The sequence below is a fragment of the Lysobacter enzymogenes genome, from assembly GCF_017355525.1.
In the GTDB taxonomy this organism is placed as follows: Bacteria; Pseudomonadota; Gammaproteobacteria; order Xanthomonadales; family Xanthomonadaceae; genus Lysobacter; species Lysobacter enzymogenes_C.
Genome location: NZ_CP067395.1, coordinates 969,125 through 981,988 on the forward strand (window position 1 = coordinate 969,125; position 12,864 = coordinate 981,988).

The following is a 12,864-nucleotide window of genomic DNA, read 5'->3' on the forward strand; positions in this document are numbered from 1 at the left end:
CAGGCACGGGCGATCACCAGGGCACGCTGCGCCCGTTGCGGTCGAGATACTCCAGCCCGGGCTTGCCGCGCTTGGACAGCAGCGTGTCGACGATCGCCGGCACCGTTTCCTCCAGGCCGAACGGCGCGTCGGCGCCGCCGAGCGCGGTGCGGATCCAGCCGGGAGCCAACAGCAGCAACGCGCGGCCGTCGCCGCGATGGCGCGCGGCATAGCTGCGCATGTACTGGTTCAGGGCCGACTTGCTGCCGCGATAGACCTCGTGGCCGCCTTGCTCGTTGTTGCCGATGCTGCCTTGCCCGGACGACATGATGCCGATCAGGCCGTTGCCCGCGACCAAGGTCTGCAAGGCCTCGATCGTGCGCATCGGGCCGAGCGCGTTGGTGACCATGACGCTTACGAATTCGTCGGTCGACACCTCGGCGATGGTCTGGTCCTGATCGCGGTTGGCGGTTCCGGCGTTGACGAACAGGATATCGAAACGTTGCCCGGACAGGCGCTGTGCGAGCGCCGCGATCTGTTGCGGCTCGGCGATGTCCAGCCGCTCGATGTCGACGCGCCCGGGGTACCGGTCCGCGAGCTCGTGCAGCCCGGTAGCGGCGCCGTCGCGGACCGTGCCGACGACGTCCCAGCCGCGGCCCAGAAGTTCCGCGGCCATCGCATGTCCCAGCCCTCGCGATGCGCCGACGAGCAGGATGCGGGGACGCGTTTCGCGGACGTCTGTGGAAGTCATGGCGGGAGCCCTCGGTGCGATCGGATGGATCCATCCTAGGCAGCGGAAGATGGTTGCACCAGACGCGCCGGGTGCAATAATCGATTGCGTTCCATGCACAACTGACCGGAGCCCGCGCATGCAGCACATCGATTTGAACCTGCTGACGGCGCTCGACGCATTGCTCGACGAGCGCAGCGTGACCGCGGCCGCGCGCAGGCTCGGCCTGAGTCCGTCCGCGATGAGCCGCACGCTCTCGCGTCTGCGCGCGGCCACCGGCGATGCGCTGCTGGTCCAGGCCGGAAGGGCGCTGGTGCCGACGCCGTACGCGCAGGCGCTCGCCGAACGCGTGCACCGAGTCGCGAGCGACGCGCGCGATGTGCTGCAACCGGGCGGCCAGGCGCTCGACCTCAGCACGCTGGAGCGGACCTTCGCGATCCGCGCCAACGACGCCTTGGTCGACCGGATCGGTCCCTCGTTGGTCGCCGCGATCGTTCGCGCCGCGCCGCGGGTGCGCATCCGCTTCGTTCCCAAGCTGACGAAGGACGCGGAGCCGCTGCGCGAAGGGACGATCGACCTGGAAGTCGGCGTGCTGGGCACCCAGGCGCCGGAAATGAAGACGCGGCTTGCGTTCAAGGACCGCTTCGTCGGCATTTGCCGGGCCGGGCATCCGCTGGCGCCCAAACGTTCGGCGACTGCGAAACGTTACGTCGCTTACCCGCACGTGGTGGTGTCGCGCCACCCGCCGTATACCGGGCCGGTCGACGCCGCGCTGGAAAAGCTCGGCCTGCGTCGGAGCATCCTGATGGCGGTGCCGACGTATGCCAACGCGATGCGCATCGTCGCGCACTCGGATCTGATTGGGCTGGTTCCGCATTCGAGCCTGCGCGGCGCGGCGGGGCAGGGGCTGCAAAGTTTCGAACTGCCGGTCGCCACGCGCGAGATCCAGGTGTCGCTGATCTGGCATCCGCGCTTCCAGGCGGACGCGGCGCATCGCTGGCTGCGCGATACGGTCTGGGGCTTGTGCCAACAACTGTCGCCGACCGCTCGATGACGAAATGCGCGCACGGGCCGATCACGAGCGCCGCGCGTACTCCGAAAAAGCCTCGACCAGATGATCGAACACCGCCCGGACCCGCGGCACGTCGCGCAAGTCCTCGTGCATGACGATCCAGGTGTCGATCGGCGGGAACGGCAGCGCCGGCAGCACCTGCACCAGTTCCGGATCCTCCCGGCCCTTCGCGCAGTGAATCGCGGCGATGCCCGCGCCCGCGCGCAGCAGGGCGACCTGGGTGGGGTGATGGTCGGTGCGCAGGACGAAGCGTTCGCGGGTCAGCGCGGGGTCCAGGGCCAGCGCCGTGCGCAGGTCGTTGCCGTCGCGGTCCGGGCCGATGATGTCGTGCCCGATCAGCTCGGCCAGGGTCGTCGGCGTGCCGCGCCGCGCCAGATAATCGCGATGGGCGAAAAATCCCAGGCCGATCGCGCCGACCTTGCGGCTGACCAGCGCGCCCTGCCTGGGCGCGTGCATGCGCACCGCGATGTCGACTTCCTGTTCGAGCAGATCCGCGCTGGCGTTGCTCGGCGCCACTTCCACGCCGACGCGCGGATGCGCGACGCGCAGGGCCGCGAGCATCGGCGGCAGCACTTCGACCGCGACCATTTCGGACACGCCGATGCGCACCGTGCCCGCGGCCTCGCCCGGCGGGGTCGAGGCGGCGCGGACGAAGGCCTGCGAGGCCCGCGCCATCGCCCGGGCCGGCACTGCGAGCTCGCGCGCCTGCTCGGTCGGCGCCATGCCGTTGACCGAGCGGATGAACAGCACGATGCCGAGCGCGTGTTCCAGCGACTCCAGGCGGGCGCGGACGGTCGGCTGGGCGACTTCGAGCCGCCGCGCAGCGGCGGACAGGCTGCCTTCTTCGAACACCGCCAGGAACGCGCGCTGGTTTTCCCAATCGATCTCGTAGCTCATAAAAAATGTTTGAGCTGCTCACGTGTTTTAGTCAATTCCAATATAACAGCCGCGGTCGCAACCTGGACTCCCCCAGACGACAGGCGAGCTTCTATGAACAGCGAAAAGACGGCTTTGGTACTCGGCGCCAGCGGCGGTGTCGGCGGCGCGATCGCCGCGGCGCTGATCCGCGCCGGGTGGTCGGTCAAGGCCCTGGCGCGCGACCCGCGCAAGGCCGGCGACGGCTGGGCGTACGCCGCGCCGGCGCCGCAGTGGGTCCAGGGCGACGCGATGAACGCAGCGCAGGTGCGCGACGCGGCGTCCGGCGCGCAGCTGATCGTGCACGCGGTCAACCCGCCGCGTTACCTCCACTGGGAAACCACGGTGCTGCCGATGATGGCCAACACCATCGCCGCGGCCCGCGCCGCCGGCGGCGCCCGGGTGGTGCTGCCGGGCACGATCTACAACTACGACCCGACCCGGGTGTCGCTGGCCGCGCCCGACACGCCGCAGCGTCCGACTTCGCGCAAGGGCAAGATCCGGGTCGAACTCGAGCGGATGCTGGAACGCGCCGCCGCCGAGGTGCCGAGCCTGATCGTCCGCGCCGGCGACTTTTACGGACCGGGCGCGCACACCAGTTGGTTCACCCAGGCCCTGGTGCGGCCGGGGCGGCCGGTGCGCTACCTGCTCGATCCGGCCACGGGCCCCGGCCACAGCTGGGCGTACCTGCCGGACCTGGCCGAGGCCATCGTCCGCCTCGTCGAAGCGGAGGATGCGCTGCAGCCGTTCGAGCGCGTGCACTTCGAGGGGTACTACGACCGCGACGGACGCGGCATGGTCGATGCGCTGGGCACGGTGCTCGGACGCAGGCCGCCGCGCTGGCGCTTCCCGTGGTGGCTGATGCGCGCGCTGTCGCCGCTGGGCGGGTTCCCGCGCGAGGCGGCGGAGATCGGGCCCTACTGGCGGCATCCGATGCGGCTGGACAATCGCCGCCTGCTCGAATTGCTCGGAGCGGAACCGCGCACACCGCTGCAGGCGAGCGTAGGCGAGACTCTGTCGGCGTTGGGATGCCTGGATGCGTCGTCGCGCTGGCACGCTGCATGAAGCAACGCGCCGGCGCGATCATGCACATGGCCGTCGGTGCATAAACGTCTATTGGAAAACCATCGAACGTTTGCGACGCGCGGGCAGAAATCTTCCGCCCGCGCCGTTGTGCCTTGCAGCATAAAACTTCGCATCGCAGGACTTGCCACCAGGCTTCTTTCGTTTTCGCGCAATCGATTGCATCCAGGCGAATTTTGCGGTTTCATGCGGATAGCGAGGTTCGCGGCGGAATCGATGTCCGCTGGTTCGAAGACTCGTTCGAGCAACCTAACGGCTATCGGCTTCAGGAAGCGAAAATGAGCTTTACGAACCCCAAGATCACGCGCAGGAACGCGATCCGCACCGCGGCGCTGGCCGGCCTCGGACTCGCCGCGACCGCGGTCGCTCCCGGCATGGCGATCGCCGCTGCGCCCGACGGCAAGCTCAAGGGACGGCTGAAGCAATCGGTCTGCCGCTGGACGCTGCCGAAGCAGTCGCTCGCCGAACTCTGCCAGACGGTCAAGAGCATCGGTTTTTCCGCGATCGACCTGGTCGGCCCGGACGACTGGCCGACCTTGAAGGCGCACGGCGTATTCAGTTCGATGTGCAACGGCGCCGAGCTGGGCCTGAAGAAAGGCTTCGCCGCGACCGAGTTCCACGACCAATTGGTGGAACGCTACACCCGCCATATCGATCTGGTCGCCGATGCCGGTTACCGCAACCTCATCTGCTTTTCCGGCAACCGCAACGGCATGGACCCGCGCGAGGGACTGGCCAACGCCGAGGCCGGGATCAAGCGCATCCTCGGCCACGCCGAAAAGCGCGGCGTCGTGCTGGTGATGGAACTGCTCAATTCCCGGGTCGACCACCCCGACTACCTGTGCGACCGCTCCGCGTGGGGCGTCGAATTGTGCGAACGCATCGGGTCGGACCACTTCGGGCTGCTGTTCGACATCTACCACATGCAGATCATGGAAGGCGACATCATCGCCAGCATCCGCAAGCACCATGGGTTCTTCAAGCATTACCACACCGCGGGCGTGCCGGGCCGCAACGAGATCGGCGCGGACCAGGAACTCAACTATCCCGCGATCTGCCGCGCGATCCGCGATACCGGTTTCGACGGCTACCTGGCGCAGGAGTTCACCGCGCTGGCGCCCGATCCGGTCGCCTCGCTGCGCGAGGCGATACGCCTGTGCGACGTCTGAAACCGATATCCACCTGAGGAAGTTCTCATGGCAGACAATCATTACGACGCGATCGTCGTCGGGTCGGGCATCAGCGGCGGCTGGGCGGCCAAGGAGCTGACCGAAAAGGGGCTCAAGGTCCTGATGCTGGAGCGCGGCCGCAACATCGAGCACGTCAAGGGCTACGTCAACGCGATGAAAGAAGCGTGGGACTATCCGCACCGCACCTGGGCGACCCAGGAGATGAAGGCCGCGTTTCCGGTGCTCAAGCGCGACTACCCGCTGGCCGAAGACACGGCCGGGATGTGGGCCGACGAAAAGGATTGCCCTTACACCGAAACCAAGCGCTTCGACTGGTTCCGCGGTTACCACGTCGGCGGCCGTTCGCTGATGTGGGGCCGTCAGAGCTATCGCCTGTCGGACCTGGATTTCGAGGCCAACCTCAAGGAAGGCATCGCCACCGACTGGCCGATCCGCTACGCCGACATCGCGCCGTGGTACGACCACGTCGAGAAATTCGCCGGCATCGCCGGCACCGCCGAAGGGCTGGATGTGTTGCCCGACGGCCAGTTCCTGCCGCCGATCCCGTTGAACGTCGTCGAGAAAGACGTGGCGGCGCGGATCAAAAAAGCGTTCGGCGGCAGCCGCCGCCTGATCCACTCGCGCACCGCGAACATCACCCAGCCCAAGCCGGAGCAGGGCCGGGTCAATTGCCAGTACCGCAACAAGTGCATCCTCGGCTGCCCGTTCGGCGCCTATTTCTCGACCCAGTCGGCGACGCTGCCGGCGGCGATGAAGACCGGCAACCTGACCCTGCGCCCGTTCTCGATCGTCAAGCAAGTGATTTACGACAAGGACCGCAAGCGCGCGAGCGGGGTCGAGATCATCGACGCCGAGAACGGCCAGACCTATCGCTACACCGCCAAGCTCGTCTTCATCAACGCCTCGGCCTTCAATTCGACCTGGCTGCTGATGAACTCGGCCACCGACGTCTGGGACGGCGGGCTGGGCTCGGCGTCGGGCGAGCTCGGCCACAACGTCATGGACCATCATTTCCGCGTCGGCGCGTCCGGCACGGTCGAAGGCTTCGACGACAAGTACTACTTCGGCCGCCGTCCGTGCGGTTTCTACATTCCGCGTTTCCGCAACCTCGGCAAGGACAAGCGCGACTATGTCCGCGGCTTCGGCTACCAGGGCTCGGCCAGCCGCAGCGGCTGGTCGCGCGACATCGCCGAGCTCAGCATCGGCGCCGAGTTCAAGGACGCGTTGAGCGTTCCCGGAGGCTGGTCGATCGGCATGACCGGGTTCGGCGAGATGTTGCCGTACCACGACAACACGATCCGCCTGGATCCGCAGCGCAAGGACAAGTGGGGGCTGCCGGTGCTGGCGATGGACGTGAGCCTGCGCAAGAACGAACGCGCGATGCGCAAGGACATGGGCGCGGACGCCGCCGAAATGCTGGAGGCGGCCGGGGTCAAGAACGTCAAGGTGCACGAGAACGACTACGCTCCCGGCATGGCCATCCACGAAATGGGTACCGCGCGGATGGGGCGCGACCGCAAGAACTCGGTGCTGAACATGCACAACCAGGTCTGGGACGCGCCGAACGTCTACGTCACCGACGGCGCCTGCATGACCTCCAGCGCCTGCGTGAATCCGTCGCTGACCTACATGGCGCTGACCGCGCGCGCGGCGGATCATGCGGTGCGCGAACTCAAGGCGGGGAACCTGTGATGGAACGTCGCGAACTGCTGAAGATGATCGCCGCCGCGACGGGCGCAGCCATGATCGGCCTGCCGGCGCTCGTGTATGGACAGGCGCCGGCGCCGGACGGGAAGCGCGCCTTCTCCGCGGACGAAGTGGCCCTGCTCGACGAGATCGCGGACACCATCCTGCCGCGGACCAAGACGCCGGGCGCGAAAGACGCGGGCACGGGCCAGTTCATGGCGACTTTCGTCAGCGATTGCTACACCCCCGAATACCAGACGATCTTCCATGCGGGCCTGGCCGATATCGACAAGCGCGCGGGAGGCCGGTTCGTCTCGTTGTCCCCACAGGCGCGCACCGAATTGCTGCGCGCCCTGGACGCCGAAGCCGGACGGCGGGTCAACTCGATGGCGATGGCCACCGGCGACGCCAATCCCAATGCGGTGAAGCCGCATTACTTCACCATGATCAAGCAGCTCGCGCTGTTCGGCTTCTTCACCTCCAAGGCCGGCGCGACCGAAGCGCTGCGCTACGTCGCGGTGCCGGGCCGTTACGACGGCGACGCGGCCTACGTGCCGGGCACGCCCGCATGGGCGACCAACTGATGCTGCGGCGGCGCGCTCGCGCCGCTGCTGCCGGAGCAACGATGGCTACACCGATCCAGTCGATGGCGTTCGCCATCCTCGCCGCAGCGCCCGCGTTCGCGCAGGCCCAGGACGCGCCGCAGCGCGATCCCGCCAGCACCGAAGTCTGGAAGCCGGTTCCCGCGGCCGTGGCCACGCCGAAGGACGCCGCGCCGTCCGATGCGGTGGTGCTGTTCGACGGCAAGCAGCTCTCGGAATGGGAGGCGGAGCAGGGCGGCAAGGCGCCGTGGGCCGTCGCCGACGGCGCTGTCACCGTGGTGCCCGGCAGCAAGGGCATCCGCACCAAGCGGCGCTTCTGCGACATCCAGCTGCATATCGAATGGCGCACCCCGGTCAAGACCCAGGGATTCGACGGCCAGCACCGCGGCAACAGCGGGATTTTCCTGCAGGAGCTCTACGAACTGCAGGTGCTCGACAGCTACCGCAACCCGACTTATGCCAACGGCCAGGCGGCTTCGATCTACAAGCAGTCGATCCCGCTGGTCAACGCCTCGCGCGCGCCGGGCCAGTGGCAGGCGTACGACGTGATCTGGAAGGCCCCGCGTTTCTCGCAAGGCGGCGGCCTGGTCTCGCCGGCGCGCATCACCGTGCTGCACAACGGCGTGCTGGTGCAGAACGACACCGTCGTGTCCGGCAAGACCGAGTACATCGGCGCGCCGTCCTATTCGCCGCACGGCTGCGCGCCGATCTATCTGCAGGATCACGATTCCAAGATCAGCTACCGCAACATCTGGGTGCGGGAGCTGTAGCGGCGCGCAGCGGAACGCCGGGCCGGCGTCCTACTGTTTGAGGAAGACCGCGAGGTCTTCGAGATCCTTCTCCGTCAGCTGGCCGAACGGCGGCATCAGTCCGCCTCCGGTCTTGATCCGCTCCTTGATCTTCTTCGCGTCGAGCCGTTTGCCGACATCGGTCAGGGCCGGAAACATCTCGCCCATGCCGGCGCGGTTGGGGCCGTGGCAGGACGCGCAATTGGCGGCATAGAGCTTGGCGCCCGCCGCGGAATCCTGCGCGGCGGCGGGCGCGGCGGCCAGCGCCGCGGCGAGGACGGGCACGGCTGCGATCAGAACGTAGTTCGACATGGGAGTTCTCCGCGCTCAGCGGTCCGCGCCTGCGGGCAGGTGCTGGTTGAGGTAGGCCGCGCCGGTCTTGACGACCGCAGCGGGGTCGAGCGGATGATCGTGCTCGATGATGTACCACTTCACGCCCGCGCGCGCGGCGGCGGGAAGGATCGTATTCCAGTCCAGCACGCCCTTGCCCAGGGCGGCGAAACCGTCCTCGTCCTTGGCCTGGCCCGGCGGAGCGTTGTCCTTGGCGTGCACCGCGAACACGCGCCCGCGGAACTTGCCGAGCAAGTCCGCCGGGTCGCGGCCGGCGCGCGCGATCCAGGCCAGGTCGAGCTCGGCCTGAAGCTGCGGGCCTGCGCCTTCGAACAGGAGTTCCAGGCCGGTCTTGCCGTCGAAATCGACGAGCTCGAAGTCGTGGTTGTGATAGGCCAGGGTCATGCCCTTGGCCCGGACTTTATTCGCTATCGCGCCCAGTTCCTTGCCCAACGCGATCCAGCCGGCTGCGTCGGTCGGACGTTCTTCCTTTTTCAGGTAGGGCACCACAAGCGTCGTGTTGCCGATCGCCTTGTTGAACGCCACCACGCCGTCGAGGTCGCTGCGCAGGTCGGCGAGCTGCGCATGGGTCGAGATCGCCTTGATCGAGTACTTGCCGAGCAGTTGCTTGAGCGTCTTGGCCGAAACGTCCTGGGTGCCGACCGTCTCGACGGCGCGGACGCCGGCGTCGTGGACGATCTTCAGGCGTTCGTCGAGCGAGGCGATGCTGCGCAAGGTGTACATCTGCACGGCGATGGGCTTGGCCTGGGTCGCGGCGTGTTGCGCCAAGGCGGGTAGGGCGGTCAGGAACAAAAGTGCGGCGGCCGCGAGGGTGCGCGGTGTAGCGATCGTCATGGTGTCCTCCCGGAAGGGTGATGGCTGCGGACGAGGTCGGAACGCGGAAGGCGAGCGGCTCGTCGTGGCGGATACGCGAGTCAGTCGGGCCCTCGCTCTGCGTCGTGAGCCCGGCCGATCGCGGTCCAGGCGCGCGTGCGCGACGATGCGACGACGCGGTCGACGATCAGCGCCGAACGCAGCCCGTCGTCGAAGGTCGGCAGCCCGTCCGGCGCTTCGGCGGCGATGGCGCGATAGCTGTCCGCGACGAAGGCCTCGAAGCAATAAGCGTAGCCCTGCGCGTGGCCGACCGGCAGCGCCGACAGCCGGCGTTGCTCCGCGCTGCCCGCCGCCGGGCCGCGCACGAAGATTTCTTCGCGCTGGTCGGGCCGGCCGATCCACAGCCGTTCGCTGTCTTCCTGGTCGAACGCGACGCTGGCGTGGGCGCCGTCGATTTCGAACCAGAGGCGATTGCGGCGCCCGGCCGAGACCTGGCTGACCGTCAACGCGGCCAGGATGCCGCTGCCGGTCTTGAACATCGCCGCGGCGACGTCTTCGCTTGAGACGGCCTGCATCGCCCCGCCGGCGGCCGGGCCGGCATAGCTCTGGCCGGTGGCGGCGCTGCGTTGCGCGATCACGGTTGCGAACGCGGCGCTGACCTCGACGAAGCGTTCGCCGGCGACCCATTCCACCAGATCGCACCAGTGCGAGCCGATGTCGGCGAACACGCGCGAGACGCCGCCGAGCGCCGGATCCACGCGCCAATTGTTGCTGGCCGGATCCAGCAGCCAGTCCTGCAGGTAGCTGCCGTGGATCAGCCGCAGCGGCCCGAGTTCGCCCTGGGCGATGCGCGCGCGCGCTTCGCGCACGACCGGGTGATAGCGGTAGACGAACGGCACCGTCGCCACGAGCCCGCTGGCGGCGGCCAACGCCGCGAGCGCTTCGGCATCTTCCAGCGTCGTGGCCAGGGGCTTTTCGCAGATCACGTGCTTGCCGGCTTCCAGCGCGGCCTGCGCCATCGCCCGATGCAGGTGGTTGGGCGTGCAGACGTGCACGACCTGCACCTGCGGATCGGCGAGCGCTTCGTCGATGTCGCGATAGGCGCGCGCGACGTTCCAGGCGGACGCTACGTCCGCGGCGCGTTGCGGCGACGACGCGCTCACGCCGACGACCCGGGCGCCGGCCAGGATCGCCGCGCGCCGATGCACGTTGCCGATCATGCCGGTGCCTACGACGGCGACTCCAAGCGGGCTCATCGATTTCCTCACGGTGCGGACGGCGCGGCGGAAGCGGCGGCCGGCCGCTCGCGGAACAGGAACGCGAACGCCACCAGCACGATCAAGGCGACGCCGGCCGGGAACAGCCAAATCTGCTGCCAGTCGCGGCCCGCCGCGGTGGTGTAGTGCTCCACGACCGCGCCGGACAGGAAGCTGCCGATCAACATGCCGACGCCGTAGGTCGCCAAGGTGATGAAGCCTTGCGCGCTGCTGCGGAACGCGGGGCCGGCATGGGCATCGGTGTAGATCTGGCCGGTGACGAAGAAGAAGTCGTAGCAGATGCCGTGCAGGACGATGCCGGCGACGAGCAACGCGAACCCGCTGCCGGCGTCGCCGTAGGCGAACAGGACGTAGCGCAGCACCCACGCCGCCATGCCGAGCGCCAGCATGGTCTTCACCCCGAGCCGCGCGAACAGGAACGGCATCGCCAGCATCAGCAGCACCTCGGACACCTGCCCGAGCGACTGTAATCCGGCCGCGCCGCGCACGCCCAGGTCGTTGAGATACGGGTTGGTGAAGTTGTAGTAGAACGACAGCGGGACGCAGATCGCGATCGAGGCCAGGAAGAACACCAGGTAGGAACGCGACTTCAGCAGGCGCAGCGCGTCCAGCCCGAGAATCCGGCCGAGCGTGGCGTTGCGTTGCCGCTCCAGCGGCGGCGTGTCGGGCAGGGTCAGCGCGTACAGGCCGAGCAGCAGCGAGGCGGCCGCCGCCATCTTGAAGGTGAGGTCGAGCCGGTGCGCCTGTTCCCAGCCGAGCCAGCCGATCAGCGCGCCGGCGACGATCCAGCCGATGCTGCCGGCGACGCGGACCGGCGGGAACTGCTTTTCCGGCGCCTGCATGTGCCGCATCGCGATGCTGTTGGCCAGCGCCAGGGTCGGCATGAACAGCAGCATGTAGGCCATGACGCAGGCCGAGAACGTAGCGAAGCTGGTGGCCGCGGACGCGCCCCACATCAGCGCCGCGCCGGCCAGATGCAGCAGCGCCAGGATGCGCTGCGCGGCGAAATAGCGGTCGGCGATCAGTCCGACCAGGAACGGCGCGACGATGGCGCCGATGGATTGGCTCAGGAACGCCGTCGCGACCTGGCTCGCGCTAGCCTGCAAGGGGCCCTGCACGAGGTAGGTGCCCAGGGTGACGAACCACGCCCCCCAGATGAAGAATTGCAGAAACATCATCGCGCTCAGGCGCGGCATGGTGAATCTCATGGCTTCCCCTTTTGCGGACGGCGTCGGATCAAATCCCCAACAAACTGCGCACCGTTTGCGGACTCGCGCCGCTGTCGGCGAAGTCGTCGAACGCGCGCTCGGTGACGCGGATGAGGTGGTCGCGGATGAAGGCGGCCCCCTCGTGCGCGCCGTCTTCCGGATGCTTCAGGCAGCACTCCCATTCCAGTACCGCCCAGCCCGGGAAGTCGTACTGGGCGAGCTTGGAGAAGATCGCCTTGAAATCGATCTGGCCGTCGCCGAGCGAACGGAACCGGCCGGCGCGGTCGATCCAGTCCTGGTAGCCGCCGTACGCGCCGCTGCGCGCATCGGCGCGGTACTCGGCGTCCTTGACGTGGAAGATGCCGATGCGCTCGTGATAGCGGTCGATGAAGCCCAGGTAATCCATCTGCTGCAACAGCAGGTGGCTGGGGTCGTACAGGATCTTCGCGCGCGGATGGTGGTCGACGGTGTCGAGGAAGCGCTCGAAGGTCGCGCCGTCGTGCAGGTCTTCGCCGGGATGGATTTCGTAGCACACATCGACCCCGCAGGCGTCGAACGCGTCCAGGATCGGGCGCCAGCGGCGGCCGAGTTCGGCGAAGGCGGCTTCGACCAGGCCCGGCGGCCGTTGCGGCCAGGGGTAGAAATAAGGCCAGGCCAGCGCGCCGGAAAATGTCGCATGCGCGCTCAACCCCAGGCGCTGGCTGGCCTGCGCTGCGAGCATCAGCTGCTCGACGGCCCAGGCTTGGCGGGCAGGGGGATCGCCGCGTTTTTCCGGTGGGGCGAAACCGTCGAACAAGATGTCGTAGGCTGGATGCACGGCGACCAGCTGGCCCTGCAGATGCGTGGACAGCTCGGTGATGCGGACGCCGTGCCGGTCCAGGGACGCGGCGACGTCGTCGCAATAGGCCTGGCTGCGCGCCGCCTGCGCGAGGTCGAAAAGGTGCGGCGCGTTGGTCGGTACTTGTACGCCACAATAACCCAGGCCGGCGGCCCACTCGGCCAGCGTGTCCAACCGATCGAACGGAGGCTTGTCACCGATGAACTGGGCGAGGAACAGCGCTGGACCCTTGAGCGTTTTCATGGAAATCCGCCTGATGCAATCGATTGCAATCCTAGCATGGGGTTGTCAGGATGCATGTTGTGCAGCGCAGCGAGGGCGATCGGGCTGAA

The 12,864-nt window shown here is 67.9% G+C and carries 13 protein-coding genes; 6 read left to right on the top strand and 7 right to left on the bottom strand.

Translation table 11 applies throughout. The features are described 5' to 3' along the window. Positions 1 to 13 precede the first annotated feature (13 nt). The gene (locus JHW38_RS03890) at positions 14 to 730 is read right to left on the bottom strand and encodes an SDR family oxidoreductase (protein WP_207524715.1); all 717 of its coding nucleotides are present in this window, start codon (positions 728 to 730) and stop codon (positions 14 to 16) included. Between the two features lie 49 nt (positions 731 to 779). Between JHW38_RS03890 and JHW38_RS03895 the strand changes: the two genes are divergently transcribed. Further along, complete coding sequence (locus JHW38_RS03895; protein WP_242691186.1) at positions 780 to 1,763, top strand: LysR family transcriptional regulator; 984 nt, start codon at positions 780 to 782, stop codon at positions 1,761 to 1,763. Between the two features lie 21 nt (positions 1,764 to 1,784). Here the strand turns inward: JHW38_RS03895 and JHW38_RS03900 are convergent, their stop codons facing one another. Further along, complete coding sequence (locus JHW38_RS03900) at positions 1,785 to 2,678, bottom strand: LysR family transcriptional regulator (protein ID WP_207524716.1); 894 nt, start codon at positions 2,676 to 2,678, stop codon at positions 1,785 to 1,787. Between the two features lie 93 nt (positions 2,679 to 2,771). On the opposite strand from JHW38_RS03900, the gene JHW38_RS03905 reads away from it, so the two are divergent. The 5 genes from JHW38_RS03905 to JHW38_RS03925 all read left to right on the top strand — a co-directional run bounded on the left by JHW38_RS03905 (position 2,772) and on the right by JHW38_RS03925 (position 8,027). Beyond that, positions 2,772 to 3,761 (top strand): NAD(P)H-binding protein, encoded by a 990-nt coding sequence (locus JHW38_RS03905; protein ID WP_207524717.1) that lies wholly within the window; start codon positions 2,772 to 2,774, stop codon positions 3,759 to 3,761. Positions 3,762 to 4,153: 392 nt separating this feature from the next. Beyond that, positions 4,154 to 4,948, top strand: a complete 795-nt coding sequence (locus JHW38_RS03910) for a hydroxypyruvate isomerase family protein (RefSeq protein WP_242691351.1) — start codon at positions 4,154 to 4,156, stop codon at positions 4,946 to 4,948. A 27-nt stretch (positions 4,949 to 4,975) separates the two neighbouring features. Further along, positions 4,976 to 6,661 carry a GMC oxidoreductase gene (locus JHW38_RS03915; protein WP_207524720.1) on the top strand — a complete coding sequence of 562 codons (1,686 nt, stop codon included), beginning with the start codon at positions 4,976 to 4,978 and terminating at the stop codon, positions 6,659 to 6,661. Next, a complete protein-coding gene (locus JHW38_RS03920; protein WP_207524721.1) occupies positions 6,661 to 7,239 on the top strand; it encodes a gluconate 2-dehydrogenase subunit 3 family protein in 579 nt (192 codons plus the stop codon). The genes JHW38_RS03915 and JHW38_RS03920 overlap by 1 nt, the downstream gene beginning before the upstream one ends. A gap of 41 nt (positions 7,240 to 7,280) precedes the next feature. Beyond that, entirely contained in the window at positions 7,281 to 8,027 is a 747-nt protein-coding gene (locus tag JHW38_RS03925; RefSeq protein WP_428995286.1) for a 3-keto-disaccharide hydrolase, read from the top strand. A 30-nt stretch (positions 8,028 to 8,057) separates the two neighbouring features. Here JHW38_RS03925 and JHW38_RS03930 read toward each other — a convergent pair whose 3' ends face one another. The 5 genes from JHW38_RS03930 to JHW38_RS03950 all read right to left on the bottom strand — a co-directional run bounded on the left by JHW38_RS03930 (position 8,058) and on the right by JHW38_RS03950 (position 12,775). Further along, positions 8,058 to 8,357, bottom strand: a complete 300-nt coding sequence (locus tag JHW38_RS03930; RefSeq protein ID WP_207524722.1) for a c-type cytochrome — start codon at positions 8,355 to 8,357, stop codon at positions 8,058 to 8,060. Between the two features lie 15 nt (positions 8,358 to 8,372). Further along, the gene (locus JHW38_RS03935; RefSeq protein ID WP_207524723.1) at positions 8,373 to 9,230 is read right to left on the bottom strand and encodes a sugar phosphate isomerase/epimerase family protein; all 858 of its coding nucleotides are present in this window, start codon (positions 9,228 to 9,230) and stop codon (positions 8,373 to 8,375) included. Between the two features lie 80 nt (positions 9,231 to 9,310). Beyond that, positions 9,311 to 10,465 (bottom strand): Gfo/Idh/MocA family protein, encoded by a 1,155-nt coding sequence (locus JHW38_RS03940; protein ID WP_207524724.1) that lies wholly within the window; start codon positions 10,463 to 10,465, stop codon positions 9,311 to 9,313. 8 nt (positions 10,466 to 10,473) lie between these two features. Next, positions 10,474 to 11,694 carry an MFS transporter gene (locus tag JHW38_RS03945; protein WP_207524725.1) on the bottom strand — a complete coding sequence of 407 codons (1,221 nt, stop codon included), beginning with the start codon at positions 11,692 to 11,694 and terminating at the stop codon, positions 10,474 to 10,476. A 28-nt stretch (positions 11,695 to 11,722) separates the two neighbouring features. Beyond that, a complete protein-coding gene (locus JHW38_RS03950) occupies positions 11,723 to 12,775 on the bottom strand; it encodes a sugar phosphate isomerase/epimerase family protein (protein ID WP_207524726.1) in 1,053 nt (350 codons plus the stop codon). Positions 12,776 to 12,864 lie beyond the last annotated feature (89 nt).

Bases quoted from the DNA above. Each gene is read 5' to 3' on its own strand.
- JHW38_RS03890 (WP_207524715.1), bottom strand. From the start codon at position 730: ATGACTTCCACAGACGTCCGCGAAACGCGTCCCCGCATCCTGCTCGTC.
- JHW38_RS03895 (WP_242691186.1), top strand. From the start codon at position 780: ATGGTTGCACCAGACGCGCCGGGTGCAATAATCGATTGCGTTCCATGC.
- JHW38_RS03900 (WP_207524716.1), bottom strand. From the start codon at position 2,678: ATGAGCTACGAGATCGATTGGGAAAACCAGCGCGCGTTCCTGGCGGTG.
- JHW38_RS03905 (WP_207524717.1), top strand. From the start codon at position 2,772: ATGAACAGCGAAAAGACGGCTTTGGTACTCGGCGCCAGCGGCGGTGTC.
- JHW38_RS03910 (WP_242691351.1), top strand. From the start codon at position 4,154: ATGGCGATCGCCGCTGCGCCCGACGGCAAGCTCAAGGGACGGCTGAAG.
- JHW38_RS03915 (WP_207524720.1), top strand. From the start codon at position 4,976: ATGGCAGACAATCATTACGACGCGATCGTCGTCGGGTCGGGCATCAGC.
- JHW38_RS03920 (WP_207524721.1), top strand. From the start codon at position 6,661: ATGGAACGTCGCGAACTGCTGAAGATGATCGCCGCCGCGACGGGCGCA.
- JHW38_RS03925 (WP_428995286.1), top strand. From the start codon at position 7,281: ATGGCTACACCGATCCAGTCGATGGCGTTCGCCATCCTCGCCGCAGCG.
- JHW38_RS03930 (WP_207524722.1), bottom strand. From the start codon at position 8,357: ATGTCGAACTACGTTCTGATCGCAGCCGTGCCCGTCCTCGCCGCGGCG.
- JHW38_RS03935 (WP_207524723.1), bottom strand. From the start codon at position 9,230: ATGACGATCGCTACACCGCGCACCCTCGCGGCCGCCGCACTTTTGTTC.
- JHW38_RS03940 (WP_207524724.1), bottom strand. From the start codon at position 10,465: ATGAGCCCGCTTGGAGTCGCCGTCGTAGGCACCGGCATGATCGGCAAC.
- JHW38_RS03945 (WP_207524725.1), bottom strand. From the start codon at position 11,694: ATGAGATTCACCATGCCGCGCCTGAGCGCGATGATGTTTCTGCAATTC.
- JHW38_RS03950 (WP_207524726.1), bottom strand. From the start codon at position 12,775: ATGAAAACGCTCAAGGGTCCAGCGCTGTTCCTCGCCCAGTTCATCGGT.